Genomic DNA, 26979 nt, shown 5'->3' on the forward strand with positions numbered 1-26979 from the left:
GCAATGAGTCAGTGGCAAAAGCAGCTCAATCTGTTTTTTATCGCAATGGGATTTTTTACCCGTATTCCAATGCCAAAATGGATTGAGGTCGATGCAGACAAGCTCAATAAAGCTAGCCGTTACTTTGGCTTAGTGGGTTTGTTGGTGGGCGCGATTAGCGCATTGGTGTATACCGTGATGCTGCATTGGGTGTCGCCATCTATTGCAATTGTGTTTGCGATGATCACTAGCGTTTTGGTGACTGGCGGATTCCATGAAGATGGCCTTGCAGATACGGCTGACGGCCTAGGTGGCGGTTGGACGGTAGAAGCCAAGCTTAACATTATGAAAGATTCACGCCTTGGCAGTTATGGTGCATTAGCACTGGTGTTAGCGCTTATTCTTAAATGGCAATTACTTACCGAGTTGGCATTATTTGACCCTAGAAGTGTCAGTTTAGCTTTGCTGTTAGGCCATTGTTTGAGCCGAGTGGTAGCAGCGAGTTTTATCTTCTCAGAAGAGTATGTCAGTGATACTGACACCAGCAAAAGTAAGCCGCTAGCCCAGCAACAAGGGTTAAATGAACTGTCGATTTTATTAGCCACTGGCGTGCTTGCTTTACTGCTTGTGAGCATGATGCAAGCCATAGTATTGATCGCTGGATTAGTCATTGTTCGCTATGGCTTTGTAAGATTATTTAGAAAGCAGATTGGTGGCTATACAGGAGACACACTAGGCGCTGCCCAGCAAGGCTCTGAGCTAGCTTGCTATCTACTGCTGTTAATATTGGGAGTAAGTTGGTGATCCACTTTGTTTTAGGCGGGGCACGCAGCGGTAAAAGCAGCTATGCAGAATCGCAGGTGCAACAATATCTGCAGGCTACAGAGTCAAACAAGGCGATACATAGTTTCTATTTTGCTACTGCACAAGCATTAGACAGCGAAATGCATCAGCGTATTGAGCATCATCAAGCTCAGCGTCTAACAGATGCTATTGCCTGGCAAACCATTGAATGTCCAACTGAATTAACCCAAGCATTAAGGTCCTATTCATCAACTGACAGCATTATATTGGTCGACTGTCTAACCCTATGGTTAACCAACCACCTATTACAGACTGATGATAACTGGGCACAAGTAAAGCGTGAGTTTCTACTAACCTTAGCTGACATCGAGGGGACGGTCATTTTTGTCAGTAATGAAGTCGGTTGCGGCATTGTGCCCATGGGCGAAATTAGCCGCCGCTTTGTTGATGAGGCCGGTTGGCTGCACCAAGATATTGCTGCAATTGCAGATAAAGTCACCTTAGTGACAGCAGGCTTGCCCCTGCATTTAAAAGGTTAGGAGAGCGCTAAAGTGTCAGAGATAGTGACAGAGAAAGTGGCATTAACAGATAACAATAAAGCCAAACCTGAGTGTAAAGTGCTTATGGTGCAAGGCACCACTTCCGATGCCGGTAAAAGCACTTTAGTTGCTGGCTTATGCCGTCTGTTTGTTAAACAAGGGCAAAAAGTCGCCCCTTTTAAACCGCAGAATATGGCGCTTAATAGTGCTGTCACCATAGATGGTGGCGAGATAGGCCGCGCACAGGCATTGCAAGCTGTCGCTTGTAAGCTAGAGCCGCAGATCGACTTTAATCCAATCCTATTAAAACCTAGCTCAGATACAGGCTCGCAAGTCATTGTGCACGGTAAAGCCTTGATGAAGATGGAAGCTGAGGACTATTTTGGTAAAAACGCCAATGGTTACCGGGTTAAGGCGATGGCTGCGGTTAAAGAGTCGTATCAGCGCTTAACCAGTGACTACAACATGCTGCTGGTGGAAGGTGCGGGTAGCCCAGCTGAAATTAATCTGCGTGAAGGCGATATTGCCAATATGGGCTTTGCTGAGGAAGTGGATTGCCCAGTAATCATCATTGCTGATATCGACAAAGGCGGTGTATTCGCTCACTTAGTCGGTACGCTTGCACTATTGAGTGAAACAGAACAAGCGCGAGTAAAAGGCTTTGTGATAAATCGTTTTCGCGGCGATATAAGCCTATTAAAAGGTGGCTTAGATTGGCTAGAAAGCTACACCCAAAAGCCAGTACTTGGGGTGTTACCTTATTTACACGATCTGCATTTAGATGCAGAAGATGCATTAATTGCGGCGCCTGAAAAATCATCAGAAACCAAACTTAAAGTGTTAGTACTTGTGCTGCCACGTATTAGCAATCATACCGATTTTGACCCACTAAGATTACATCCGCAAATCGAATTCAATTATGTGTCGTTGCAGACTCAAGCACAAAACTCAAATAAAGGCGCTAACACACTTCCACAAGCTGATTTAATCATTATTCCAGGCAGTAAAAACGTTCGCGCCGATCTCGAGTTTATCTGTGAGCAAGGCTGGGATAGCGCTATTGAAAAGCATCTGCGTTATGGCGGTAAAGTGCTAGGGATCTGCGGTGGTTACCAAATGCTGGGGATGATAATTGATGATCCTCAAGGGGTAGAAGATAGTCCGGGTAATAGTGAAGGACTTGGCTTATTGCCGCTGGCTACTGAGCTAACGAGTCATAAAGTTCTGCAGCAAGTCGAGGGCAGTTTAAACCTACTGGGTGAAACTGCAGAGGTTACTGGATATGAGATCCATTGCGGTCGTTCACGTTCATTAATGCCGTTGACTCAGCCTTTACAATTGCGAGCTAAAAACGACTCTCAATTAGACTCAACAGCTGGCACTGCAATTGACGCTAGCAAGGTTAATGACAATGAAGCTCCCGCAGCACCTGAAGGTATGTTATCGAATGATGGCCAAATATTGGGTACATATGTGCATGGCTTATTTGATTCGCCAACAGCATGCCAATTGATTTTGAAGTGGGCAGGAATGCACGATGCAGAAGTCGTTGATGTTAATCAAGTACGCGAACAGCAATTAGATCGACTGGCCGATGTGTTAGAGCGGCACCTAGATCTCGATCTTGTTAACAAGATCTGGGATCCAAGCTAAATAAACATTTAGCGCTGCATTGTGGTAACGCATTAAAAATAGCCGTTACGAGCAAAGATTAAACGTTATCTGAGCATCAACTAAACAATTAAAATATGATACGCATTCATCATAATTTAAATCGCTTAAACCCTCACCAACACTGAGGTTGAGCTTATATTTACTTGCTACTAAATTGTTATTAGGTTGTGGGTTGTTTGGCTGCTTTGAATTCAAACAACCTAGTAGGTGTGAGTTTAATAAAACAGATTTTCAGGGACAAAATAGGAACGGAATAATGACTGATAATAAATCGGCCGATGCAGTGAAAGCAGAGCGTCATAAAGCCCGTCAACAAAGGATCAAAGAGGGCGTAGATGCTAAGATCGCTCGCGCCCAAGAAGAAAAAGGCATTTTGCTGGTATTAACTGGCAATGGCAAAGGTAAATCGACCTCAGGTTTTGGTACGGTTGCACGGGCGGTTGGCCATGGTAAAAAAGCGGCTGTAGTGCAGTTTATTAAAGGTAACTGGGACTGTGGTGAGCGCACATTGCTAGAAGGCGCGGGTGTTGAGTTCCATGTAATGGGCACCGGCTTTACTTGGGAAACCCAAGACCGTGAAAAAGATACCGCTGCCGCCGTTAAAGCATGGGAAGCCACTGAAAAACTACTGCAAGATGACAGTATCGATTTAGTTATGCTCGATGAGCTGACTTATATGGTGAGTTACCACTATCTAGAAGTAGAAAGAGTGATTGAAGCGCTAAAGAATCGCCCGCCAATGCAGCATGTGATAGTAACGGGCAGAGCTTGTCACCGAGCAATCGTGGAGCTTGCCGATACGGTCAGCGAGGTGCAAGTCGTAAAACACGCATTTGATAATGGCATAAAAGCTCAACCCGGCTTCGATTACTAAAAAATGGCTATTGCAGAAGCGAATTACTGCGTTACGTCCTCGCTCACAACTCGCCTACCTAAAGGTATGTCTTCGTTGTTCGCTGCGGGGCGCCTTGTACTTCGTTTCTTCATGACGCCATTTGCTTTCTTCGCTTTCTTTGTTGTGGCGTTATTGTCTGCGTATTTTGATTAAACAAGGGCTCACCCAATCAACGGGATCTTGAAAAGAGTCGTATGCTCATGGGCTGAGAAAGCTTGGACGGCTTAGCCACAGTTTCGAATACCGTGAAATATTGCTGATACTTGGGCTACCATAGGCAGCCCAAGTATCAGATGGCTTCTAAGCGTATTTGCACGCTATTTTAGATGGGGTTGATAGCGAAAACCGCCAAAGCGTGTGGCGCCCGAGTAATAGAGCAGGGCTATATCACCATTTTCGTTTGTCGCCAGAATATTACCTGCTTTATCTTGGCGTAGATTGTGCCAATTATGCTTTAAGATCTCTTGGTTGTTCTCTATCTGACGATCGTGTTTTATATTGCTGTAATACACAGACCAGCTTGTTAGCATGCCCTCGAACTCGCCGCCGCGCATACCTACGATACCAAAACCATAGCCGCCTCTTGAGAATGGGGTGGCATATGCTGATGTCACACCTTTCACCACTGGTTTGATTTTCTCCGGTGCGTGTTGTGTCCAGCAGTTTAGGGTGTCGTCAGTGGTTAAGCCGCAAACATCAATATTGTTGTATCCACCGAGCAATTGACGATATTGGCCTTCGATGTGGACAGCTTTTCCGTTCGCACCCCACTGCCAAATATCGCCATTTTGAGTCAGTGCGGCAAAGCTACCTTCTAATGCGGCTATATCAACCACACCTTGTTGCATAGCACGATAGGGCGCGAGTAATTCTTGCCAGTTCTCGGCTTGCTCTTCATGCCATTGAGCTTCTTCAATTAGGTAGCCGCCAATTTGTCTGCCTCCCCAAGTGATGACTTGGTTATTTTTGAGTAGTACCGCTGTGGCACCATGATTATGGACAACCTTGTTAACCCCATGCTCATATAAGAGCTCGAGCTCTTGATCACTAGGTTCACACCAAGGTTTAGATTGATGCACCGCGACTGTTGCCTCTCCGGACTCACGCTGGATCACCCAGCCGCAATGGCTTGGCCAAACTTGTTTGATATTAGCTTGCAGGTATTTATTACTGCCATCAAAAATCAGCGTGTGATCTTTAGGCAAAATAAATGAGCCATCTTTTAACAGTTTGCCAGAAGGTAACTTGAGCGACAGATAACGATGCTCGGCTAGCCAGCGCTTTGCTTGTTTACTGCCTTGATCCGCTGCCCGTTGATACCAAATACCTGCGTAAGCTAACTTTGACAAATGAGTTTGGTAATATTGCGCCAGTTCAATTTGTGAATCTATGTCGCCTTCAATAGCTGACTCTTTTAGCCAGAATAGGTAGTTATCTTCATCTGCTACAGATTTAGCTTGTTTTGCCACCCACACTGAAGCTTCAACGCTACCCATTTCTGCTGCCATTTTGATAAGGCGTACACGTTCATCTTTCTCGAGTTTAGCCGCAGAGTAGTGTGTGAACATTGCATCAGGATGGCCACTGACGGCTGCACGTTGCAGGTAAGCTTCAGCCTTTGCGCTATTTCTTGCTACGCCTAAACCCTTTGCGTACTGCTGATACAGTTGGTAGTAGGCCTCTGAGTCAGCGCCTGCAGATTGTGCTAAAGCCAACGCTTTTCGATACCGTTTGTGCTGGAAATAATAAGTTGCCAATTTAGTACGTAAACTTGAGGCTAATGCAGTGTCTGAGCCTATGAGTTGCTCGTACAGTGATACACCTTCAGCCTGCTGATTTGGCTTGCTTGAAGCTAACAAAAGCTCGCCCAGATACTGCTTGCTGTTTGGTACGCCAATTTCGGCGGCCTGTCGATAATAATCTATGGCCTTAGCTTGATCTTTTGTAACATGCCAGCCGTTTTCGTAAGCAATCGCAGCCCCAAGCAGTGCGTAAGGGTTTTGAGTATTGGCATTGGGTAACAGGATTTTTTCAACGCAGGTTTTATCCATGCGGTAATTGAATGTTGAAAGGCAATACCAAGCTTTAAAATCAACATGTTCTTCTGGGATATAGAGTATCGATGTTTTAGGAATAAAAGGTATTTGCAGATCATCATTGCCATCTAAAAACAGGTTGGCAACTTGAGTTTGAGCCCACTCATTATTCAAGTTCGCGGCCATGCGCAGGTAATGATAACCTTTGATTTTATCCGCATTAGGTAATCCACCGGTTAAGTGCTGATTCGCTACGTAGGCCATAGAGTTTGCAGAGAGATAACCCTCCTCAAACGCTTGCTCGTAGAGGGGCAATACTTGTGACTTATCTTGTTGGCTAGCTTCTGTTTTGTTGTACAGGTTAGCAAGGCTTGCTGTTGCCCAAGCGCTTCGAGACTCAGACTCTTCGAGTTGTTTTTTTAGGGTTTGTGTTTGCTGCTCTGTTGGAGATTCGATTTGACGATACTCTTTGAGCTCATCATCTAGAGCTTGCTCTGGGGCTACTTGTATGGCGCAGCCGGAGAGTGTAACTAAAGCTGCAGTTATCGTAAGGGCAAGTGAGCGTCGTATAAAAGTAGGTCGAGGGAATAATTGCATTGCTTGGTTCTTAGTTGTTTTGTTGAGTGTTCACGGCATTTCTATATTGCGACTAACTTTCCCTATCCCGCAGCTTCAAATCAGCGATTATAGCAGTGCGTCATCTCCGCTAGATAGCCAGTCACAATAGGAGAATGTTATTGATTCTACAGATATCTCTCTCGTGATGGGTAGCATAATGATTACCTGCTGACTTTGCTATTTTCAATCAAGTACGAGTTTGAGATTGTTTGTCACAGATACAATACAGCTTGATTTTGTTAAGCCAGTTTTGGCTATGCTGATTTGATAAATGCCTGTTAGAAAAATCGTTTATAAAGCTGAATATCTTAGGTCTACATCAGTCAAACAGTAGAATTCATTATGACTCTATGGGATATCAATATTAACTAAGGTATCTTACTGCGGTGGTTTTGTTTGAAATTATACCCATCATCTGTGTTAGTTTTGGTTCCCTTAAAGTAAAAAGGATTTTATGAACATCTTGTATAAGCTATCTGTAGCGTTAAGCCTCTTTATTTCGGTATCCGCACTCGCTGCTGAGCCAGCTAAGCGCATTGTTGCGTTGTCACCACACTCGGTGGAGATGCTGTATGCCATTGGCGCGGGAGATTCTATTGTGGCAACCACTGAATATGCAGACTTTCCCGAGGCCGCACTTAATATCCCGCGTATTGGTGGTTATCATGGCGTACAGATTGAGCGTATTTTAGAGTTAGAACCTGATTTAGTCGTGGTATGGGCAAGTGGTAATAAGCTTGAAGATATTCAGCGGATTAAAGAGCTAGGTTTCAAGGTGTTTGATAGTAACCCTAAGACTTTAGAGGCGGTAGCGGATGAGCTTGAGGCGTTAGGTGAACTGACTGGCAGTCAAGCTCAAGCGAAACAAGCCGCTGATGATTACCGAGCTAAATTGGCACAACTGCGTAGTGACAATTTTGCAAAGCCTGAAGTAAAAGTATTTTATCAACTGTGGTCGACGCCACTTCGAACAGTCGCTAAAGACAGCTGGATCCAACAAATAATAGCAGTTTGCCATGGCGATAACGTATTTGTTGATGCGGCAAGCGATTATCCGCAGGTGAGCCTAGAAACCGTGGTATTAAAAGATCCACAAGTGATTTTGCAAAGCCAAGACGAGGGCAACATTATCGGCATAAACTGGAACGAGTGGCCAGAGATCCCAGCGGTTAAAAATCAGCATATCTATCAGCTTAATGCCGATCTACTTCACCGCGCAGCACCAAGAGCATTACTCGGTGTTGAAGCATTATGTAATGCTTTAGATAAAGCCCGTTAAGCCTTCCTATCTATACAGCGGTATGTCTTGCAAAGGTTTGCCGCTTTATCATTACTGGCTAGTCCATTTCCTGAAAACGTTTGTTTTAGTATTTACCTTAATTATCACTAGGCATTTTGTTGACGACAAAATAGGTCGCGCAAACTAGTTATATCTCTAATGCTGACCAATACTTAGAAGCGGGTAACTTAGGGGAAAACTGATGAATAATCCTGTCAATGCGATGCTGAGTAAAGGTTGGAAATGGTTTGTTATGGTTGGGGCCGTGGTTACGCTAGGTGGCATTTTTGCCATTAGCTTACCGGTTGCTGTGGGCGTGACTATTACCACTATTATTGGCGCTATTTTCTTAGTGCTTGGCATAGTGCAGCTTTATCACATCTTCAGTGTTCCCAAATGGAAAGCCAATTTCTGGTATGTGATTAGCGCACTGTTCTACTTGATTGGTGGCATCATGATTATTGCCGAGCCTTATGTCGGCTTATTCACCATTACGATTATGATGATTACTATTATGTTGTTTAATGGCGTCACACGGATGTTTTTCGGTTTTAATAGTCGTAGTAATTTAGCGGGTTGGCGCTGGATTGTGGTGAGCGGCTTAATCTCAACGCTGATAGCGGGTTACTTTTTTAGCTTGATGGGCAACCCTGAATTCTCACTGTCTATTCTAGGTGTTTTCATTGGGGTTTCGTTTCTGTTTGAAGGGCTTAGCTTTATTTTTATTGGTTTGCAGATGAAAAAAGCTGTTGCTGAATAATCGTCACCGTTAGCTGTAAAGTGGGCGCGACAGGGACTTTACCTGCCGCGCCTTTTTATGTTTAAGTGGTGCACGTTAGCTATATTAGTTTTTATCAATCAATTGCTTGGGCTAGAGAAAATAATAAGAAAAGGACTTAACTATGACCACATTACTTATCTGTTTGTTTATTGCTATGTTGCTGCCCTATGCGGCTAAAGGGCCGGTGGCTGTAGCGATGGCGAAACTGGGGGGATATGACAACAATCACCCAAGGGAGCAGCAATCTAAACTTACAGGCTTTGGGGCGCGCGCTGTTGCAGGTCACCAAAATGCGTTCGAGTCTTTGCTTATTTTTGGGCTGTCGGTATTAGCAGTTATTGCGACTGGTAAGGTGAATGCGCTTGCTGAAACCGCGGCCATGGTGCACGTGATTGCTCGGGTTTTTTATCACCTTTTATATTTAATGGATAAAGGAACGCTGCGCTCTTTATCTTGGTTTGTAGCCATTTTTGCTTCATTTACCGTATTTTGGCAGGCGGTTTAAAAGAAGGTTATAGGGTTAAGATAAGGTAGGAAAAGCAAAGACGGGTAAAGCTGAGACGGTAAGAGCCGAACGGCCTACGGCCTAGGGAACGTGACGTAGTCACTACGGAACGCTGCGCTTACGGAAAAGAAAAGATAAATGGCCTGCGGCATAGAAGCGAGCGACTAGAACCTATTTTTTAGTAGGTTGTGCTTTAGCCCATCAATGTGCAAAATCAAAGCTAATAAAAAGCCACGCTATTGTTTAGCGTGGCTTTTTGCTACTAAAACCTAGCAGTTAACGCTTCATTTCTGGGTATTCAAACTCATGACACTGGTTACAGTAAACCTTACTTTCTTTGTGCTCCATATGGCAGTAAGTACAAGGTAAGTCAGTACCGTAATGTAGGCTGTCGTGTGGGTTTGGCTCTACATCATGACCTGCATCAGCTGGGCGTTTAGTTAGCTCGGCAATATCTTCAACGCTGCCGTGGCAGCTTTCACATGCACTAGCGTCAGGAATGGTTTTACGCTTTGCATCACCGTGACAGGCGCTACATTCAACTTTACCGTTATCACCTGTCATGATCTCTTGGTGGTAATCTTTAATCTTCATTGCATTGGCATTTGGGATAGCCATCAGCATTAACATGCAGATAGTCGATAATACTTTTAACATCTTTAATCCTTGTTGGGCATAGCGCCCGATAACTTGTATAACATCTTGCTTAAATCGCTGCTGCGTTGTGACACTATTGCGACTTACTCAGCGCTACCAAAGGGAGCGGTATTGGTAACGCTGAGCAAGTGCAAAAGTATCTTGCGAGTGGTACTTATTGTGCTTAGTACTTACTCTTGGTACTAAAAGTTAGTACTGGGCGATAAACGCTTTTGATGCCTTAATATCTGGTGTGAATGGACGGTCGATTTCAACGAATGGCACTTGCTTACGGAAACCTTCGTACATGGCTTTTGTTGCTTCACCTTGTTTTAAGTCTTTATTAGCAAGTTTACGTAAATCGATTGCTTGAGTTGAGTGCATTAGCTCAAGACCGTACATAACGTTCGTGTTATCAACGATTTGAATTAGTCTTTCTGAAGCAAGCTTTAAGTTAGTGAAGGTGTCTTCAATGTTACCTGCAATCGCAATACCGTCGAATGATACTGGGTTAGCTAACGCCTTGTTGCGTACTTGCATATCAACAAATGTCTTTTGGATTGCACCAAAAGCATGGCCGTTGTTACCTGGCGCGCTTAAGAAACGTGGTAAGCGAGTAAAGTGGTCATCTGACAAGTGAATCGTACGCATAGCACTGTTGTGTGATACGTGAGTCAGCGCAATGGCTAACTGCTGTACTGCAAGTGCAACAGGTAATGGCTCAAAGTTAGTTGTTGGGAACACACCGCCTTTGCCTTCAACTAAGTACTTAGATACTTGAGAGTTATTACCGTAATCAATACCTGCACCTACGATAACACCTGGGTTATCGTCTGAGTGGTTGATTTGAATATCAATCACTTGGTCAAGATCAGCAAGCGCTTTGTAAGCGCTAGCAAAAGTGTAAGCTGTAGTGCGGTAGCTTAGCGGATCTTGTAGTGGGCGCTCTGGGTTTGCATCCCATAAGTAACTACCGGTTAAGTCGTTACGAATTTCGCTGGTGGCTTCTTTTAAGAATGGGAACGGACGGATATCGTTAGTCTGTGGCAAGAATGGCGATACGTTACCGTTTAGGCCTTCAAGACTTAAGCTAAATACCGTTGGCGATACTTCTAGCAGATGCTTAGCATCGCGGTAGCCTTGCATCGCATAAGCTACACCTACAGAGTTGTTTGACAGAATCGACAGCGCATCTTTACCTACTGGATCAAGCGCTTTAATACCGGCTTTTTTCATTGCTAGCGTGCTATTCATACGCTCGCCTTTGTAGATCACATCCCACTCACCGATCATGGCTAGACCAACGTGCGATGACAGCAAGATATCCGCTTCGCCCACAGTGCCCTTAGATGGAATGATCGGCGTGATATCGTTGTTTAAGTAAGCTTGGTAAAGCTCGGCAACATAAGGTTGAACACCTGTGTGGCCAGACAAAATAGTATTTAAGCGTACAGCTAGCGCAACACGCGTTAACTTAACAGGCATAGCTTCGCCAACACCAGCGCTGTGGGCGCGTAGAGTGCTGTAGTTAAATGACTTTGAAGCTTTCATGACTTCAGGGCTAAGTTCGCCATTGGCGTCAAATAGCTTGTGGTCTTTGTTTAAGCCCACGCCTACAGTTAGGCCGTATACAGGCTTACCTAAACGCGCAGCTTCCATTAGTAGTTCATGAGACTTAACAAGTGCAGTTGCTGATTGCGCAGCAATTTTTACTTTAGCGCCATCAGCGATTTGCCACGCTTGCTCTTGAGTTAAACTTTTACCATCTAGTACTACAGTATCAGCAGCCATTGCTTGGCCTGCGGTAAGTGCTAGAGCAAGAGTTGTTAGCGCAACATTTTTAGTGGTTTTCATTTTCATCATTCCTATAATTTTATTATTAAATTTAGTAGCGACTTATTAAGCAAGTTTTAGGGTCACAGCTTGGCTGTCTGCACAGTGACGACCCGCATTACGGCCGGTTACAACGCCTTCGGCAACAGCACATGCGCCTAAGCGACTTGCACCGTGAATGCCGCCAGTGGCTTCACCAGCTGCGTATAATCCTGGAATTGGTTTGTTGGTCACTAGGTGTAGTACTTCAGATGCGGTGTTTACCTTTACGCCGCCCATGCAGTAGTGCACTTTTGGCCACATACGCACGCCATACCAAGGGCCTTTATCAAGCAGCATGGCCTTTTGCATTGGGCGACCAAACTCACTGTCATTGCCTTTAGTCACTGATTCGTTCCAGCGCTCAACTTGAGCAATTAGCGCTTTTGCCGGCATGTTGTAGATTTTTGCAAGTTCTTCTAGGGTGTCCGCTTTCTTAATAACGTTGTATTTCAAGCCCCAATCTAAAGTTTGCGCGTCTTTTGCCCCTTCAGCGTTAGTGAAGCCGATTGGGTAAACAGGGTTACCTTCAGCGTCACGACGGGTCATGATGGCATCAGCGCGAGCCTTACGGTCAGCAAGTTCGTTAAAGAAACGCTCGCCAGTGCGCACATCAACTACGATGCCGCTTGGGTAAGTCGCAATCGTGTTAAACTGAGATGCCGTGCCAAAGCCTTTTTCATCAGGAGATGCCCAAGGGCCTAATTGGATTTGATCTAAGTGAATAGGGTTAGCGCCCAGTAACATCATCTGCTTTAGGGCTTCAGATGTCGCACCTGCGTGGTTAGTCGAATCTAATTGGTTAGTGTATTCAGGCTGTTGCATTTGACGATATTCGATATCGTTACCAAAGCCACCAGTAGCCATGATGATGCCTTTACGGGCACCGATTTTAACCATTTTGCCAGTACGTTCTTTCGGGAAGTAATAGCCTTGGCGTACATCAATACCAATTACGCGGCCATTTTCATCTTTAATGAAACCTTCAAGCTTGGCTTGATTACGCATGTCGATGCCGTTCTTTTTGGCAACTTTGATCAGCGGACGGATAATGCCTGCGCCAGAGCTTTGTACGGTTTGTAGTACGCGAGGGATAGAGTGACCACCAAAGTGCTGTACAAAAGGCTTCCATTCAACGCCATGAGCAATCAACCAATCACAAGATTCAGAAGTACCGTTACACACTAGTTTAAGCATTTCGACATCGTTCATGCCACGGCCTGACTCAAGCATATCGGCAACCATTACATCAACAGAATCTTCGATACCTTCTTTCTTTTGTAGTGGCGAACCGGCAACAGCCATGGCGCCGCCGTTAATGGTTGAGTTGCCGCCAAATACTGGCATTTTGTCGATGATCATAACGCTAGAGCCGTTTTCTCTAGCTTGTAGTGCTGCTGACATACCCGCAAAGCCACTACCAACAACGATTACATCAACAATTTCATCAAACTTTGCATCAGCTTGGGTTACGCATGCTGCATTTGCAGATAAGGCTACAGTGCTACCTAGTCCTGCAACTGCCATTGCTGCACCGCCTTTTAATAGCTGGCGTCTGCCTAGGCTAACTTGTTCTTTGTCGTTCATCTCTTGGTTCCCTATCTGTATTTTATTTGGGTATCTGAGCTATCTGTGCCCAATTTGATACAGGTAAAGTTGCAGCGACTATGCCAACTCGAGATTTGATGCTTTATTCCTATTTATTTATGAACAGGAACATAAAACCACGAAATATCATGGTAAGTCGTCTTGATATTTCGTGGTTATCTTGAGATATCAATGGCATTGATGTTAAAAAATAAAGCAATGAGAGCTAGCTTTAACTATTCGCTAATAATATTTTTTGATTGAGTTTTTATTTATGTTGTTATCTTTTTTTTGTTGTTGAATATTAACTGTACGTTTTATATGTTTTTATAGTTTTTTATTTGTGATGTTTATCTTGTTTTCTTTGTTTTAGCTATGTTTTAGTTTCTATTTTTATGGTGCTGAGCGTTATTAGCTTTGCTGTTTTAAAGCTTGGTTTATTAACGTTATTATTTGCGAGTATTAGTTTTATGATGTTTTTACTAGCAAGTACCTATTTGTAATGTGCAATTAAACGGCAAGTTATAATGTGAGTTTTTAGCCCTGCATAGTAAGTCTTTGTCGGATTAAGCCTTTTGCAGACTGAGATTACCGCTGCATCATTGAATGAATGCGGGCTAGAACGAATTAAATATAACTAACCCGATTTATTTTACGCAGTTTGTTTTGCTTATTATGTTTTAAACCATGTTTTTGTGAACTTGGATTCAGTTTTATGTCTACGGAACTGAATTTTTGACTGGATAATTGTATTAGCTTTATAGAGTGTTACAGCATCACAGATATTAGTTAAATTTAAAATAATTCACATATTTTTATATATTACTGACGATGTCACATATTTGCGTTAATTTGTCGGCTAGGTAGTGCATGTTAGCTAAATAAGGATTTGTTAATTGGGACGCAGAATAGTTTGAGCGGGTAATTTAGCCACTGTTTACATTAATTTATGAACAGGGGCACAGATTCACTATATGCAATGATTTACCATCTTGAAACTTCGTGATTAACTCGAGATTTCAATGAAAGAACAATTTTATTATCAGGCGACTCATTGCTTATGCTGTAGTTTATCACTCGAAGTCGCTCTGCAACGTTATTACGAATTTATCAAACAGCATTTGCCGATAGACGGTATTTTTCTAAATATCTATCGCCCGGAGCATGGTGATATCCAGTTCCTGTCCCATGTAAATGAGCATCAAGCTGTAGCACTTGAAAAGCAGGTAAAAATTTCGCCTGAAATGGAGTCGGTTTTACAGCAGAATGACCGCCCGATAATTCGCATTATTAATGATATCGAGCACGATCAAGTGACTCACTTTGTTGCGCCGCAAGCGATCCCTGAAATCGCATCGGTGATTTTATTACGCATGGTGAGCAGCAATACGCATCTTGGTGTTGTAGGTTTTTACTCTAAAACACCTGGACAATTTAAACCAATCCATGCCGATCTTATTGAACCTCATAAAGACACTTTGTCGTTAATCACAGCCTTTAACCTGCGTGGGCGTAATTTACTTAAGGCTAATCAAGTACTCAGTCAAGAGAACGATAACCTTAAGCGCGGTGTGTTTTCCGCCGATGGTGTGGTGGGCTCAGAAGGTGGGCTGAAAAAAGTGATGGTGCAGGTTGATGCCATTGCGGGGTTAAATACTAGCGTATTAATGCAAGGTGAAACTGGCTGCGGTAAAGAGGTTATTGCCAATGCGATTCATGCCAAATCGAACCGAGCTGGTAAGCCTTTTATTAAGGTAAACTGCGGTGCGATCCCTGAAACTCTGATTGACTCTGAGCTGTTTGGTTATGAAAAGGGCGCCTTTACTGGTGCAGAAAATCGCAAAGCCGGTTACTTTGAACAAGCTAACGGCGGTACTATTTTTCTTGATGAAATTGGTGAGTTGCCATTGTCTGCACAGGTGCGCTTATTACGTGTTTTGCAAAATAGCACTATCACCCGAGTCGGCGGATTTGAAAGTGTTGATCTCGATATTCGGGTCATTGCTGCAACCCATAGAAACCTACAAGCTATGGTGCATGAAAAAACCTTCCGTGAAGATCTTTGGTATCGACTCGCGGTTTTTCCTATTGATATTCCAGCACTGCGACAACGTCGCAGTGATATTCCGCTGCTGGTACAACACTTCATTGAAACCTTAGCTGCTAAATTCAATTTAGAAAAATTACCGCGAGTGATGCCAGAGCAATTATCCGTGCTTAATAATTATGCTTGGCCGGGTAACGTACGTGAATTGATAAATGTACTGGAGCGGGCAATCATTCAAAATCCATCGGGGCCGCTTAGCTTTGACTTATTAACTGCGGCAGCTAAAGAAGAAGTGCCGACTCAAAGCGGGCAAACCATTATTGTCGATCCTAGTCATGCCAGCGATAAATTAGTACCACTTGATACTATGATCAGTAAATACATCAACCATGCAATGCGCATTACTGGCGGCAAATTATATGGCCCTGGCGGCGCAGCTGAGCTACTTGATGTCAATCCGAACACACTAAAGAGCAAGATGAAAAAGCTGGGTTTGTGTTAGTTGCTGCTGTATTGGAGCTATTGATAACTTAATAAAAAAACACTTCCGAGGAAGTGTTTTTTTATTGCAGGGAACTTATGTTACAGGGCATTGAGAATGATGAGGACTCAATGGCTTTTAGGGGATGAGCTTTATAATACTCAAACGCGCAGTAAAGGGGGAAAGCGCGTTTGAGTCATTGCGCTAAGTTAGAAGAAGTAACGAATACCTACTGAGTAGCTATTGTCTTGCAGATCTTCATAGCTCTTATCGTCCATGTCGCTAAAGTCGAATTTAGCTTCAACAAACATAATGGTGTCGTTGCTGTAGCGGTAGTGAAGGCCTGCTACTGCAAATTGACGGGTCCAATCACCTTTGATTTCAGTTGATGCATCTGTGTCTAAGTCTTGGTAAGACAACAAGAAGCTAGGCACAAAACCATTTTCATATTGGTAAGCAATCAAAAATTCACCGCCTGTAGAGTCGTAAAGCTCACCACCTACTAATTCATTTTGCTTACTCTTATGAGCATTGAAACCAACATAGAAACCATCAGCTTCGCGATTTGGTGCGTATTGGTAGAACGAGCCGTACTGGGCACCGATACCGATGATCTCATTTGTATCGTCAACTCTTTCACCCGCTAGTTCACCTTTAAAGTCACCACGGTTAATAGCTGCAAGGATCTTGAACTTGTCGCTAAAGTGATAAGCAACGTTAGCACCATAGCTAGTATCGAAATCTACGTGTGAACCGTCGTTAATAGGCATGCCATCTTTGTCATACAGTGCCACATCACCATTTTGCTTAGCAGCGTATTGCAGTGCAAAGCTTAAGTTGCCAAATGAGTTGCGGTAGATAAAGGCTGAATCGGCACGACCTGCACCAGTTAGGCCGCCGTCACCAAAGGTATAAGCACCAACAGAGTAACCGGTGTAAACGTTTAGCACGTCGGTTGTGTAGGCCACATCATAGTATACGCCCCATTGCTTACCGAACGTTAAGCTACCCCATTTGTCATTAGATAGACCCACATAACCTAGGCGGTTAAACAGAAAGTCAGAGCTCTTTTCTGCATCTAATTGACCGCCAGTATAATTTAACGAGTCATCACTGGTCACCATATTGATGCCCCACTCTGTGTGAGCAAAGCTGCGCCAGCCGTTTTTCTCTTGGCGGTCAAAGCGAAAACCTACACGAGAGAAGTTATCAACTACTGCAGTGTCGTGAGTGTCATTGATGGCAGCAAAACCCAACCAGCCCATCATTTTGATGCTGTTAGTTTGGTCATTGTAAATTTCAACCGCTTGGGCCGAACCTGCCATAAGTATGGATGGAATTAGCAATGCTAACAGTTTCTTATTCATATCATTTTCCCTATTTCTATTTTTACTAAAGCTATGTTGCTTTTGATTTATTTTTAATTACTCCCTAAAGAGCAGTTAGCATGCCAAGGCGAAAAATAAGGGGATTAGCAGGAATAAGTTGGAGCAAGATCGACCAACCACGAAATATCGTTAAAGCAGGCCTTTAAATATCGTGTTGAAAGTGAAATATCGTTGTTAATGCTTGGTTGTGGTTAAGAGGTTTTTGAGTTGAGTTTTATAAGGGGGGGGACTGGTTCAGCAATTAAAAAGCCAGCATTAGTGCTGGCTTTAGTGTCTTACCTGCTATGGTTTTAACTAAACAGGGTGTTTTTAAGTTCTGAGGCAGGGACTTTAAATGGCTCAATCAGTCTTGGTGGCCTAAGAACAAGGGCACCTTGGCAATTTTTGCAGGTGAAGTGCAGTTTTTCACTGCAGCTCTTGCAATAGGTGCACTCGAATGAGCAAATATAGGCAACGGCTTTACGTGCCAGTTTAGCTTTGCAGAGCTCGCATTCAGTTTTCATTCTTAACATATTCACTCCTTTGAATATCACGTCTATTTGTCAGCTGTTGGTTCATGCTTATAAGGCTTAATCACTTAGCTCAACAACTGTAGCAAGGCTCATCCATGATTTTGCTATTGGCTAGTGTATTAGGCTTTCATTGCATTCCAGAACATCGAAAAGCTAGCCTGTTTATGTTCATCGTTTTCCCATGTTTCGGGATGGTCGAGAAAATATCGTGTTGCCGCCAAAAACTGGCCATGACAGCTCTCTTGCATCAATGATAGTGGATAATTAGCTAGTTCGCCTGTTTTTTGCCCCTGCAAAATAAGCTCACCCATAAAGCTTAAAATGTCGTTCATAGCTTGTTGACGAATGGCGGCTGGGATCGACGGCGACATAGAGTATTGCTGGAAAAACTCTTGTTTTAGTGGGTTTTCAATCGCCCAATTTATCGCGACTTGCCACAGGTGCTGGGCATCGGATTTTATATCGCCCTTTTGACTGATTTGGTCTTTTATCGCATCAGCAAACTCTTGTTTAATGCCCAGAAACAGCTGTTTCATTAGTTCATCTTTTGAAGTGAAATGATGAAATAGCGTACCGGTTGCGACTCCAGCTTGCTTGGCGATTGATGCTGTAGAAGTTGCATGAAAACCTTGGCTAACAAATAGCGTCAGCGCTGTGTCTAACAGCGCTTGTTTTTTATCGAGACGACTCATGTCAATATCTTATCCAGACTATTTTAATTAGATTTTCGATTGTGTTTGAAACTAACGTAAAAAGAACTTCATCAGTGCACGTTGGATAAAGCCACCATATGGAGGGTGTACAAGCTTACCTGTGTTGAGGTACTTACCACGGCTTAGTACGGTTTTAGCGTGGCTTAAGGTTAAAAAGCCTTCTTTACCATGGTAATGCCCCATACCCGATGGGCCAATGCCGCCAAAAGGAGCATCATCGGCAGCCACATGGAATACGGTTTCATTAATGCATACACCACCAGAGTGAGTATGAGTCAGCACTTGCTGTTGTACTTTGCTATCAAAGCTCATTAAGTAAAGAGCGAGCGGGCGAGGGCGTTGATTAACATATTCAATCGCCTCATTTAAGCTGTCGTATGGGATCACTGGCAACAAGGGGCCAAAAATCTCATCTTGTAGCAGCAACATTTCATCTGAGGTATTTTCAATCAGCTGAGTTGGTACTTTTCGTTTATCGCTGTCAATTGCTTCACCATTGGCGCTAGTGATTTGCGCACCTTTGCTTTTGGCATCTTCTAGCACTTGCATAATACGATCAAATTGGCGCTGATTAATCACGCTGCCGTAATCAGGGTTTTCGCTGACTTTGCTACCGTACATGCTAGTAAATTTGGCTTTATAGGCTTGGATAAAGCTGCTGAGCTTTGCGCGAGGCACGAGAACATAATCAGGAGCGACACAGATCTGCCCTGCGTTGAGGCATTTACCGTAAATCATTCGTTCAACAGCAATATCCATAGCAATGTCATCGGCAATAATGACTGGCGATTTACCACCGAGCTCCAGTGTAACTGGAGTGAGGTTATCGGCTGCAGCACGCATAACATGGCGACCGACGGTTGTTGAGCCGGTAAAAAGTAGATGATCAAAGGGCAATGATGAAAACTCTGCGGCAACTTCAGCTTCACCTTCAATACACACCACATGAGTGTCATCAAAAATGCTGCTCAACATGGCTTTAATGACTTTGTTGGTTTCTGGCGTAAATTCTGACAGTTTAATCATGGCGCGATTACCAGCTGCAAGGGCTGTTATCAACGGTCCAACCGACAACATGATTGGGAAGTTCCATGGCACGATAATGCCTACAACACCTAGAGGTTGATAATGCACCTTAACTTTGGCGGGAGCCAGCAGCAAACCTGCATGGCGCGAGCTTGGTTTCATCCACTTCTTAAGGTGTTTTATGCTGTAATTAATGTTGTTAATACAGGGCATGATATCTGAAATCATACTGTCATCGACTGAGCGATTACCATAGTCGCGGTTTAATGCCTGTACCAGTTGCTCTTGGTACACCAAAATTGCAGCCTTTAAGCTCTTTAAATGTTCGACTCTGGCATCGTATTTAGCTGCGGGCTCATTGAGGTAACTCGTGCGCATTTTAACTAATACTTGGGAAAGAGGTTGCGCTGTTTGATTGTCGATGTGCATGTTCATTGACTGAGCTCCATAGGTGTTGGTTAATTGCCCGACTGATTAGTCAGTTTTACTATAATGAACTTTTTATTAAAGCGCAAATACCGATATAAGATGTGACCGAGATCAAATTTAATTCTCGTAATAGCCCTAATATTGAAGTAGAGACTAAAAGCGTACCGCACAAAAAACATGCGAGTTAAGGATTCAAAATGGCTAATGAAACACACGGGATTTCGGTGGGAATTGAACGCTGTGACAATGAGTTTTATATGACATTTGTCGCCATTGGTAAACTGACTCATGAGGATTATGAATATATGGTGCCCATGCTAGAGGCTGCAATTGCTGGGGTGGATAAGCCAGAGATTAATGTACTGGCAAATATTTCACAGTTAGAAGGCTGGGAGCTTAGGGCTGCATGGGACGATCTTAAAATTGGTATCGAGCATGGTAAAGCATTCAAAAAAATAGCCATTGTAGGCGAAGGCAAGCTACAAGAGTGGATGGCGAAAATTGCTGATTGGTTTACCCCGTATGATGCTAAGTTTTTTGAAAGCAAAAAACAGGCGCGTGAGTGGCTTAATGACTAACCTTACATATTGAACAGGAGTATTAATTAACAAGGTTACCGCGTTATGAGGCGCTTAAATAAGCGCGAATATACGCCGTAAAAAGTTTGCCATGTTGCTTAGTAATGGCAATAGTAAGTCAACGTTTGGAGGAATTAATTATGCGAACTCGTCAAATCTTATGCCCAACAGACTTTTCTGAAACTGCCTCGCATGCGCTTAGGTATGCGATTGAAATGGCAAATTTTTATCATGTAGGGTTAAGAATCGTACATGTGATAGAGCAGCCTGTTGGCGTAGATAACTATCAAATGCTGGTTGTTACACCTGCAGAGTTGGCGCAGAGTATGGAAGACAGCGCGGCAGAAAACATGAAAACCTTACTTAAAGAGCTTAATAGTGAATTATCAGTTGAGTCTGTTATTCGCCACGGTAGCGCTGCAGAGCAGATTTTAAAAGAAGCGGAAGTCTCTGAAGCTGGAATGATTGTTATCGCCAGTCACGGCCGCACTGGGCTCGCTCATTTTTTACATACCAATGTAGCAGAAAGTGTAGCAAATCGTGCTGAATGTCCGGTTTTAGTCGTTAAATAAAGCGCACTATAGTAGGGCGTTTTAATTAAATGATTTTATAGGGTTAGTAGTTGCAGTTTATTATTTAGCAGCCAAGTTAAAACCGGCTTGGTTGAGGAGAGTTTATGCGTACCCGACAAATTTTATGCCCAACCGACTTTTCTGAAACAGCATCCCATGCCATGAATTATGCCATTGAAATGGCAAACTTATATGGCGTGAGTGTAAGGCTTGTGCATGTAATGAGTGAGCCATTAAGTGAGTACCATTATGGTATTGCGATGGAATCGGCTCAGCAATTAGACCGTCAAATAGAAGCCGCAGCTGAAGGCAATTTAGACAAACTCAAATCGCAAATGCTACAAGAGCTAAATGATGGCTTAACCGTGCAAACTGTGGTGCGTAAAGGCGATACATTAGATCAGATCTTGGCCGAATCCAAAGTTGGTGAAATTGGTATGATAGTGATTGCTAGTCATGGTCATCAGGGCATTTCGCACCTGCTTAACCCTAACATTGCCGAAGGGCTTGCCAACAAGGCAAAATGCCCAGTACTTGTGGTTAAATAGCGCTAATTAAGTCATTATTTCACTCAAAGCCAGCTGCCTTTATGGGCTAAGCTGGCTTTTTTGTGAGTATTAAAAACTCGATCCCGGTTGCTGCAAGAAAGCAATTTCTTCAGCTGTCGACTCGCGGCCCAAAATTTTGTTGCGATGTGGGTAGCGGCCAAATTGGTCGATAATGGCTTTGTGCTTTAACTCAAAATCTAAATTAGCTTGAGCCGCTTCGCGATTAAATAGCCGCACGGCAACTTCATGTACAGCGCGAGATTCACTATGCATGTAAGGCATAAATAAAAACGGTACTTGCTTAGCTTTGAGCTCTGAGTCTGCGTTTATGGCAACAGCTTCTTGGGCTAAAACCAGCGCCACAGGATCGGCGGCAAAAGACTTGGGTGTATCACGGTATATATTACGGCTAAACTGATCTAACACGATAATCTCAGCTAGTCGGCCTTTGGGGCTGGCGCGCCAATGGTATAACTCGCCTTGCATGGCTTGTTCAAGTAATGCACCAAATCGCTCAGTAATAAGCTGATCAAACTCAGGATCTTTAATCCACCATTGTTTTGGCTCAATTTCTTCAAACCAAAAGTTAATAATCATGTCTGGGGTAAAAGCATGCTCTAGTGTTGAGGTTGTTGTGTTCATAGCTATATCCAGTTTCGGTGGTCGTTATGAATAAGCGCAAGCGACTGCTCTGCAATGTCTCGCGCGGCAATGACTGAAATATAAGGCAGTGTAACTGTACCACTCGCAAGACCTATTTCAAGGTTTGCTAGGCCGCTGCGTTTTTGATTCGGTGATTGCGAAATGGCAACATGCTGCACCTTACTTAACGCAATAAGTTGCCAGCTATGGCCAAGTAGCCCGGAATGAAACCACAGGTTGTCGCCCTGTTGTACATAGCCATATTGACGGTATTTTAGGTAAATTCCCACACTAAAGAGTGCAGCGGCAATCCACATAATATCGGTGAAAAGATTTAAGCCTAAAGCATAAGTATTAATCGCTGGCACTAGAAAAGGCAATAAACCACGACGCCAAAACCAACCCATATGGATCCCTTGGTAGTGGATTGGCAATAATGTGGCAGTTGCTTCAATCCCTTTAAGCTTTGGCATCAGTGCACTAATATCGGCTCGCGTCATGCTAGGAATCAGCATATTGGTATTACCGCGCCCTTCAACTTCATGGCCTTTGACTTGTTTAAAGTACACTGTCCATAGCTTGAGTAAACGACCAACTATTGGCTGATAAAACTTAATGACTTGAATGCGCTTAATGGCTAAGGCATCGTTTTGCTTAGCAATAATGCCGCCTGTGCGCTGCAAGGTATTACCGCTGCGATTGAGTTTATAGGGGAAGTATTTCAGCACAGCAGAGGCTATAGATAAAATAGAAAACAGCAGGTAAAACAGAATTAAGGCTAATGCGGCAAACAATAACTGCAATAAGATGCTCACCGCAACATTACTGTTGTACCAAGCTAAGAATGATTGCGCTAGTTGCAGGTTTTCCACTGACTCCCAATCTAGCTGGCCAAAAATAGGCCCTAAAATGACAGCAAGCCAAATGGCGTTATTTTGATAAAGGCCAAATAGCAGTAGCTCGATAAAATTCTTGCGGCTAAGGGGGCTGATTTGTTTTGACTCTATAGCACTAATATCACCGGTAGCTGAATTCTCAGCTTGGGCAATTTGTGAGTCATGCTCGGCCATTAATTGCTTTTTAAGGCTGAGTGCATCTTTATAATCGAGTGCAGACAGTTCTGCTTCATTATTTTTAGAACCCGCAGTTTCAACTATGAGCCGATAAAGCCCCATAGGGCGGAAATACAGTGGTTGTTCTAAGCGTACATTTTGGATCTTAGTAAACGGCAGTTCGTCGGCTTTTTTAAAGATAATGCCGTGGCGAATAATGAGTTTGTCTGTTTCTACTCTAAAGCGAAATTTAAGCCACTGCAGCACGCTAAAAATAAAGATAGCTGCGATTACGCCAACAATGGCCACAATCACCCAAGGGCTACTAAAACCTTGTTTCCATCCTGTATACACGACCGGAATGAGCGCGTAACCGCTGCTGAGTAACTGTTTAGCAGTGAGTAGGGTAAAGCTAATGATTGACCAAGGTGATAGCGATGACCATTGGGAGAATTTATGCGTCATTATCACTATTTCCCAAGGTTGGCTGCTCAGGCTGACTCGATGTAGTGTCTTTTTTTGGTGTTACGCTTGTTTGAGTTGAGTCTGTTTGAGCTGCGGTTGTTGGATTGGCTTTTGCGGCCTGATTTAATAGGTGCTGGCGTAACTGCTCAGCTGTTTGCTGCTCAATTCCTGGTAATTCAATTTCGGCGCTACCGCTACCGGCACTAAAACACTTTAAAGTCGCTAAGTTGAAGTGACGCTCCAGTGGGCCATGGCTAAGGCTAACGTGTTGCAATCTTGAATAGGGAAGCGAAGTGCGTTTAACCCACCAAAAGCCTTGCTGCATAATCAGTTCATGTTCACACACGGCGTAAGCTAGTGACTTAGCATGCCGATAGCGCACATAGCTCACCACACTAATGATTAATAGTGCACTTAGGCTGACAGCGAGCACTTTTGCAGGATAGAAATCGCCGGGAAGGATGAGCACTAATGAAGCGACAACCAATAATAAACAGCTAAATATTAGGCTTTCGGTATTCACTTGGGTGTAGTGGTTAGCGTGGACAGGGTCGAGCGGAACTTGCTCAAAGCTTTGCCATTGCTGCAGATCAACTCGCTGATGATTGGCTGCCGTCTGGCTAGGTTCTACTGCGCTGCTAGATTCTGCTGCGCAGCTGTGTTCTGTTGTGGCTGTGTCTGACGGCTCTGGCTTTGTTGCTAGCTCTGGTTTTGTCGCTAACTCAGGTTTTGGGCTGGGCTGTTTGGAATTGAGAGCTGGGCTGACGTCATGCTCAGTCGCTTGCTCAAGCTTAGCTGCATGTTGCTCTGAATGGAGTTGATTTAGAGCGTCATGCTCTAGTTTACTGTCCTTATGATTACTCATGTGCCACCGTTTCAGTTATCACTAATTTAAGCGTTTTGCTTAATTGACTATATCAGCATGGCAGAGGTTGCCGCTATAGCGAGACATATTTGGCAACATATTGTGTTGAATGTGCTCTGTATACACTTGTTATTTGTCGTTAATCGCGTAGTTTATCGCTAACTCTTTTTAATAATAACAATAGCGAAAAATATGAGCCTGAACCTTACTGAATCGAAACAGCAAAAAGCTTTTTTACGCAAGCTCTACATCGCCTACTTAATTGATAATGAAAGACATAACCTATTATCACTGCACAAGTTAACCAATATGCCGCGTCGAACCCTACAAGATGCCATTGCGGTATTGGGCGATTTAGCAATTGAATGTGAGTTTGTGCAAGACGGTGAGCGCAATAATGCGGGGTTTTATCGTATAAACCAGTGGGGAGCAATCAACCGTGAATGGGTTGAGTTACATCTTGCAGAGATTGAGCTGCAGTTAGTTTAAGCTGTTATTCACCCAACTAGGGCGCTATGAATGCGCCCTAATTGTTTACAAATATAGCAAGTCAGCAGAGACTCACTATAGGGTTAGTGTTTCGCCATCCAGTGGGATCAGCACTTTTTGTTGAAGTTGCTCCACGGCGAGTGCGCTGGCTAAATCAGCACGTGTTGTCGGGCAATGATTGAGTGCCTCCATATGGTTAGCAATAACTTTGCCTGGCGATAAACGAATAAACTCCATTATCTCAGTTCTCGACATTAATAGTGGTTGACCCACATCCATTTGGGCTTCGCCAGCAGCGACCACTGTAATATCGGGCTTAAACTCAGTTAATGCACGCTTAACCTCTGCTGTAAGCACTGTATCACCACTAATGTATAAGCTTGGCTCATTAGGTAGCGATAAAATAAAGCCGTAGCCATTTGCCATCAGCTTGTGGATCCAGCCGTGGCCATGCTGCGCTGGGACCGCTGTCAGTGTACCGCCGAGAAAGTCGATGCTCTCCCAAGCTTGAATGCCATTTTCAACCCGTAAACCATACTTTTCTAAGTAAGTTTTATCTTTCGCTGGAGTGGTGACAGCAACATTATTGTTAATTAAAAACTGCTCGCCACTAAAATCTAAATGATCGCTATGTTGCAGTGGTTTAAAACCAAAACTCTGACTGTGAGTTAATAAACAGTGAGTGACTTTACTAAGCAACACATCGGCATTGAGAGGTAAATCTATCGTTGGGTTTTTCTGCGCTTTAAAGCGTAAAACACTAAAAGGCGGAATAGAGCCTTTAGCGCCTAACATAGGATCAACCAAAATAAAGTGGTCGCCAGATTCAATTATAAATGTGGCACTGCGTAGATGATGTATTTTCATAGTTCGTTTCCGAGCGGTTTACTTAAGCCTATTATCTCTGGCTTACTCAATGTGTCATACTGTCCTAAAGGACACCTTTCGCTCATATTGGGTCAACTCCATGGTTCAGCCAAAACAATACAAGCTTGCACTGCTGGCATTTGATGGGATCAGTGCATTTCATCTGTCAGTGCCAAGTTTAGTCTTTAACGATGTGTTTGTTACTAAAGCCTCACCTTTTGAGGTGGTGCTGCACAGTATTGAAAAAACTGAGATGCGCAATAGCGCAGGACTGCTGTTAGCAGAGCCAGCCAGTGTCGAATCGATTGTCGATGCTGACATAGTGATCCTTCCGAGTTGGCCAGATGATGTGCCAGTGGCATCTGATTTACTGGTTGAGACATTGAAACTGGCGCATGCCAATGGCGCGCTGATAGTTGGCTTATGTCTTGGGGCATTTGTACTCGCCCAAGCAGGGCTGTTAGATGGCAAAAGAGCAACCACTCATTGGGCATACAGTGACTTATTTCAGCAACGTTTTCCTAAAGTGCTGTTTGACAGTGAGCCGTTATTTATTGAAGAGGCGCAGTTAATTACTTCGGCAGGCATAGTTGCTGCGCTGGATTGCTGCTTGCATATTTTACGGCGCTTTATGGGCAATGATGTGGCGGCAGAAATGGCAAGGTTGATGGTTGCCGCGCCCTTTAGAGCGGGTGGGCAGCAGCAATATATTCCGACACCGTTACCTGCAAAAATAAGCGGTGATACCAGTTTTGCTGCGGTAATGTCACTTATTGAAGCCGAGGTCAATCAAAGTTATAGCATTGATGATGTGGCCGAGCGCTGTGCTATGAGTCGGCGTACCTTTACTCGCAATTTTAAAGCGGTTTATGGCAGTACATTTGGTGAATGGTTGCTGCATAAGCGTTTACAGTTGAGTCAGACCTTACTGGAAACATCGACGCTATCAATCGCTAATGTGGCATCATCTGCGGGCTTTGGCTCAGAAAGTGTCTATCGTAAGCATTTTAAGCAAGCTTTTAATGTGTCGCCGTCGCAATGGCGCAGTACCTTTTGCGGATGAAGGTGCATGAGATACTGTATTAATTAACACAAAATTA

24 protein-coding genes are annotated in these 26979 nt (G+C 43.7%); 13 read left to right on the top strand and 11 right to left on the bottom strand.

Going from position 1 to position 26979, the window contains the following annotated elements; genetic code table 11:
• The first annotated feature begins 3 nt into the window (after positions 1-3).
• The 4 genes from MSG37_RS06290 (at position 4) to cobO (ending at position 3870) form a co-directional block, all read left to right on the top strand.
• A complete protein-coding gene (locus MSG37_RS06290) occupies positions 4-783 on the top strand; it encodes an adenosylcobinamide-GDP ribazoletransferase (RefSeq protein WP_248469731.1) in 780 nt (259 codons plus the stop codon).
• Complete coding sequence (gene cobU / locus MSG37_RS06295; RefSeq protein WP_248469732.1) at positions 780-1322, top strand: bifunctional adenosylcobinamide kinase/adenosylcobinamide-phosphate guanylyltransferase; 543 nt, start codon at positions 780-782, stop codon at positions 1320-1322. The genes MSG37_RS06290 and cobU overlap by 4 nt, the downstream gene beginning before the upstream one ends.
• 84 nt (positions 1323-1406) lie before the next feature.
• Positions 1407-2975 carry a cobyric acid synthase gene (locus MSG37_RS06300; RefSeq protein ID WP_248469931.1) on the top strand — a complete coding sequence of 523 codons (1569 nt, stop codon included), beginning with the start codon at positions 1407-1409 and terminating at the stop codon, positions 2973-2975.
• 277 nt (positions 2976-3252) lie between these two features.
• On the top strand, positions 3253-3870 hold the full coding sequence (gene cobO / locus MSG37_RS06305; RefSeq protein ID WP_248469733.1) for a cob(I)yrinic acid a,c-diamide adenosyltransferase: 618 nt from the start codon (positions 3253-3255) through the stop codon (positions 3868-3870).
• A 338-nt stretch (positions 3871-4208) separates the two neighbouring features.
• On the opposite strand, the gene MSG37_RS06310 is transcribed toward cobO, so the two are convergent.
• Positions 4209-6524: a hypothetical protein gene (locus MSG37_RS06310; protein ID WP_248469734.1), complete on the bottom strand. Its 2316-nt coding sequence runs from the start codon at positions 6522-6524 to the stop codon at positions 4209-4211.
• A gap of 475 nt (positions 6525-6999) precedes the next feature.
• Here MSG37_RS06310 and MSG37_RS06315 point away from each other — a divergent pair, with 475 nt between their 5' ends.
• From MSG37_RS06315 to MSG37_RS06325, 3 genes are all read left to right on the top strand, one after another.
• Positions 7000-7824 carry a cobalamin-binding protein gene (locus tag MSG37_RS06315; protein ID WP_248469735.1) on the top strand — a complete coding sequence of 275 codons (825 nt, stop codon included), beginning with the start codon at positions 7000-7002 and terminating at the stop codon, positions 7822-7824.
• A 202-nt stretch (positions 7825-8026) separates the two neighbouring features.
• Positions 8027-8584 carry a DUF308 domain-containing protein gene (locus MSG37_RS06320; protein ID WP_248469736.1) on the top strand — a complete coding sequence of 186 codons (558 nt, stop codon included), beginning with the start codon at positions 8027-8029 and terminating at the stop codon, positions 8582-8584.
• Between the two features lie 142 nt (positions 8585-8726).
• Positions 8727-9110, top strand: coding sequence for an MAPEG family protein (locus MSG37_RS06325; RefSeq protein ID WP_248469737.1), 384 nt, complete (start codon positions 8727-8729; stop codon positions 9108-9110).
• Between the two features lie 276 nt (positions 9111-9386).
• On the opposite strand, the gene MSG37_RS06330 is transcribed toward MSG37_RS06325, so the two are convergent.
• The 3 genes from MSG37_RS06330 to MSG37_RS06340 form a co-directional block, all read right to left on the bottom strand.
• On the bottom strand, positions 9387-9767 hold the full coding sequence (locus MSG37_RS06330; RefSeq protein WP_248469738.1) for a cytochrome c3 family protein: 381 nt from the start codon (positions 9765-9767) through the stop codon (positions 9387-9389).
• A gap of 189 nt (positions 9768-9956) precedes the next feature.
• Complete coding sequence (locus MSG37_RS06335) at positions 9957-11600, bottom strand: aromatic amino acid ammonia-lyase (protein WP_248469739.1); 1644 nt, start codon at positions 11598-11600, stop codon at positions 9957-9959.
• Between the two features lie 45 nt (positions 11601-11645).
• On the bottom strand, positions 11646-13205 hold the full coding sequence (locus tag MSG37_RS06340; protein ID WP_248469740.1) for a flavocytochrome c: 1560 nt from the start codon (positions 13203-13205) through the stop codon (positions 11646-11648).
• Positions 13206-14227: 1022 nt separating this feature from the next.
• On the opposite strand from MSG37_RS06340, the gene MSG37_RS06345 reads away from it, so the two are divergent.
• Complete coding sequence (locus MSG37_RS06345) at positions 14228-15754, top strand: sigma-54 dependent transcriptional regulator (protein WP_248469741.1); 1527 nt, start codon at positions 14228-14230, stop codon at positions 15752-15754.
• Between the two features lie 188 nt (positions 15755-15942).
• Here MSG37_RS06345 and MSG37_RS06350 read toward each other — a convergent pair whose 3' ends face one another.
• The 3 genes from MSG37_RS06350 to MSG37_RS06360 form a co-directional block, all read right to left on the bottom strand.
• Positions 15943-17100, bottom strand: a complete 1158-nt coding sequence (locus MSG37_RS06350; RefSeq protein WP_248469742.1) for a porin — start codon at positions 17098-17100, stop codon at positions 15943-15945.
• 652 nt (positions 17101-17752) lie between these two features.
• Positions 17753-18325 (bottom strand): TetR/AcrR family transcriptional regulator, encoded by a 573-nt coding sequence (locus tag MSG37_RS06355; protein ID WP_248469743.1) that lies wholly within the window; start codon positions 18323-18325, stop codon positions 17753-17755.
• A 51-nt stretch (positions 18326-18376) separates the two neighbouring features.
• The gene (locus MSG37_RS06360; RefSeq protein WP_248469744.1) at positions 18377-19807 is read right to left on the bottom strand and encodes a coniferyl aldehyde dehydrogenase; all 1431 of its coding nucleotides are present in this window, start codon (positions 19805-19807) and stop codon (positions 18377-18379) included.
• Between the two features lie 191 nt (positions 19808-19998).
• Between MSG37_RS06360 and MSG37_RS06365 the strand changes: the two genes are divergently transcribed.
• The 3 genes from MSG37_RS06365 (at position 19999) to MSG37_RS06375 (ending at position 21499) form a co-directional block, all read left to right on the top strand.
• Positions 19999-20379 carry an STAS/SEC14 domain-containing protein gene (locus MSG37_RS06365; RefSeq protein ID WP_248469745.1) on the top strand — a complete coding sequence of 127 codons (381 nt, stop codon included), beginning with the start codon at positions 19999-20001 and terminating at the stop codon, positions 20377-20379.
• Positions 20380-20519: 140 nt separating this feature from the next.
• The gene (locus tag MSG37_RS06370) at positions 20520-20951 is read left to right on the top strand and encodes a universal stress protein (protein WP_248469746.1); all 432 of its coding nucleotides are present in this window, start codon (positions 20520-20522) and stop codon (positions 20949-20951) included.
• 104 nt (positions 20952-21055) lie between these two features.
• Complete coding sequence (locus MSG37_RS06375) at positions 21056-21499, top strand: universal stress protein (RefSeq protein WP_248469747.1); 444 nt, start codon at positions 21056-21058, stop codon at positions 21497-21499.
• Between the two features lie 69 nt (positions 21500-21568).
• Here MSG37_RS06375 and MSG37_RS06380 read toward each other — a convergent pair whose 3' ends face one another.
• The 3 genes from MSG37_RS06380 to MSG37_RS06390 are packed head-to-tail and all read right to left on the bottom strand — an operon-like array spanning position 21569 to position 24523.
• Positions 21569-22141, bottom strand: coding sequence for a DUF924 family protein (locus tag MSG37_RS06380; protein WP_248469748.1), 573 nt, complete (start codon positions 22139-22141; stop codon positions 21569-21571).
• A gap of 2 nt (positions 22142-22143) precedes the next feature.
• Complete coding sequence (locus MSG37_RS06385) at positions 22144-23658, bottom strand: PH domain-containing protein (protein ID WP_248469749.1); 1515 nt, start codon at positions 23656-23658, stop codon at positions 22144-22146.
• Positions 23648-24523 (bottom strand): PH domain-containing protein, encoded by an 876-nt coding sequence (locus MSG37_RS06390; RefSeq protein ID WP_248469750.1) that lies wholly within the window; start codon positions 24521-24523, stop codon positions 23648-23650. The genes MSG37_RS06385 and MSG37_RS06390 overlap by 11 nt, the downstream gene beginning before the upstream one ends.
• Positions 24524-24715: 192 nt before the next feature.
• Between MSG37_RS06390 and MSG37_RS06395 the strand changes: the two genes are divergently transcribed.
• Positions 24716-25012, top strand: a complete 297-nt coding sequence (locus MSG37_RS06395) for a winged helix-turn-helix domain-containing protein (RefSeq protein ID WP_248469751.1) — start codon at positions 24716-24718, stop codon at positions 25010-25012.
• A 75-nt stretch (positions 25013-25087) separates the two neighbouring features.
• Here the strand turns inward: MSG37_RS06395 and MSG37_RS06400 are convergent, their stop codons facing one another.
• The gene (locus tag MSG37_RS06400; protein ID WP_248469752.1) at positions 25088-25879 is read right to left on the bottom strand and encodes an MBL fold metallo-hydrolase; all 792 of its coding nucleotides are present in this window, start codon (positions 25877-25879) and stop codon (positions 25088-25090) included.
• Between the two features lie 100 nt (positions 25880-25979).
• Between MSG37_RS06400 and MSG37_RS06405 the strand changes: the two genes are divergently transcribed.
• Positions 25980-26942 (top strand): AraC family transcriptional regulator, encoded by a 963-nt coding sequence (locus MSG37_RS06405; RefSeq protein WP_248469753.1) that lies wholly within the window; start codon positions 25980-25982, stop codon positions 26940-26942.
• Positions 26943-26979 lie beyond the last annotated feature (37 nt).

This window comes from Shewanella sp. 1CM18E, from assembly GCF_023161665.1.
Taxonomy (GTDB): domain Bacteria; phylum Pseudomonadota; class Gammaproteobacteria; order Enterobacterales; family Shewanellaceae; genus Shewanella.

Bases quoted from the DNA above. Each gene is read 5' to 3' on its own strand.
- MSG37_RS06335 (WP_248469739.1), bottom strand. From the start codon at position 11,600: ATGAAAACCACTAAAAATGTTGCGCTAACAACTCTTGCTCTAGCACTT.
- MSG37_RS06355 (WP_248469743.1), bottom strand. From the start codon at position 18,325: ATGAGTCGTCTCGATAAAAAACAAGCGCTGTTAGACACAGCGCTGACG.
- MSG37_RS06395 (WP_248469751.1), top strand. From the start codon at position 24,716: ATGAGCCTGAACCTTACTGAATCGAAACAGCAAAAAGCTTTTTTACGC.
- MSG37_RS06405 (WP_248469753.1), top strand. From the start codon at position 25,980: ATGGTTCAGCCAAAACAATACAAGCTTGCACTGCTGGCATTTGATGGG.
- MSG37_RS06320 (WP_248469736.1), top strand. From the start codon at position 8,027: ATGAATAATCCTGTCAATGCGATGCTGAGTAAAGGTTGGAAATGGTTT.
- MSG37_RS06315 (WP_248469735.1), top strand. From the start codon at position 7,000: ATGAACATCTTGTATAAGCTATCTGTAGCGTTAAGCCTCTTTATTTCG.
- MSG37_RS06365 (WP_248469745.1), top strand. From the start codon at position 19,999: ATGGCTAATGAAACACACGGGATTTCGGTGGGAATTGAACGCTGTGAC.
- MSG37_RS06390 (WP_248469750.1), bottom strand. From the start codon at position 24,523: ATGAGTAATCATAAGGACAGTAAACTAGAGCATGACGCTCTAAATCAA.
- MSG37_RS06360 (WP_248469744.1), bottom strand. From the start codon at position 19,807: ATGAACATGCACATCGACAATCAAACAGCGCAACCTCTTTCCCAAGTA.
- MSG37_RS06340 (WP_248469740.1), bottom strand. From the start codon at position 13,205: ATGAACGACAAAGAACAAGTTAGCCTAGGCAGACGCCAGCTATTAAAA.
- MSG37_RS06370 (WP_248469746.1), top strand. From the start codon at position 20,520: ATGCGAACTCGTCAAATCTTATGCCCAACAGACTTTTCTGAAACTGCC.
- MSG37_RS06310 (WP_248469734.1), bottom strand. From the start codon at position 6,524: ATGCAATTATTCCCTCGACCTACTTTTATACGACGCTCACTTGCCCTT.
- MSG37_RS06400 (WP_248469752.1), bottom strand. From the start codon at position 25,879: ATGAAAATACATCATCTACGCAGTGCCACATTTATAATTGAATCTGGC.
- MSG37_RS06300 (WP_248469931.1), top strand. From the start codon at position 1,407: ATGGTGCAAGGCACCACTTCCGATGCCGGTAAAAGCACTTTAGTTGCT.
- MSG37_RS06380 (WP_248469748.1), bottom strand. From the start codon at position 22,141: ATGAACACAACAACCTCAACACTAGAGCATGCTTTTACCCCAGACATG.
- cobO (WP_248469733.1), top strand. From the start codon at position 3,253: ATGACTGATAATAAATCGGCCGATGCAGTGAAAGCAGAGCGTCATAAA.
- MSG37_RS06330 (WP_248469738.1), bottom strand. From the start codon at position 9,767: ATGTTAAAAGTATTATCGACTATCTGCATGTTAATGCTGATGGCTATC.
- MSG37_RS06290 (WP_248469731.1), top strand. From the start codon at position 4: ATGAGTCAGTGGCAAAAGCAGCTCAATCTGTTTTTTATCGCAATGGGA.
- MSG37_RS06345 (WP_248469741.1), top strand. From the start codon at position 14,228: ATGAAAGAACAATTTTATTATCAGGCGACTCATTGCTTATGCTGTAGT.
- MSG37_RS06350 (WP_248469742.1), bottom strand. From the start codon at position 17,100: ATGAATAAGAAACTGTTAGCATTGCTAATTCCATCCATACTTATGGCA.
- MSG37_RS06375 (WP_248469747.1), top strand. From the start codon at position 21,056: ATGCGTACCCGACAAATTTTATGCCCAACCGACTTTTCTGAAACAGCA.
- MSG37_RS06385 (WP_248469749.1), bottom strand. From the start codon at position 23,658: ATGACGCATAAATTCTCCCAATGGTCATCGCTATCACCTTGGTCAATC.
- MSG37_RS06325 (WP_248469737.1), top strand. From the start codon at position 8,727: ATGACCACATTACTTATCTGTTTGTTTATTGCTATGTTGCTGCCCTAT.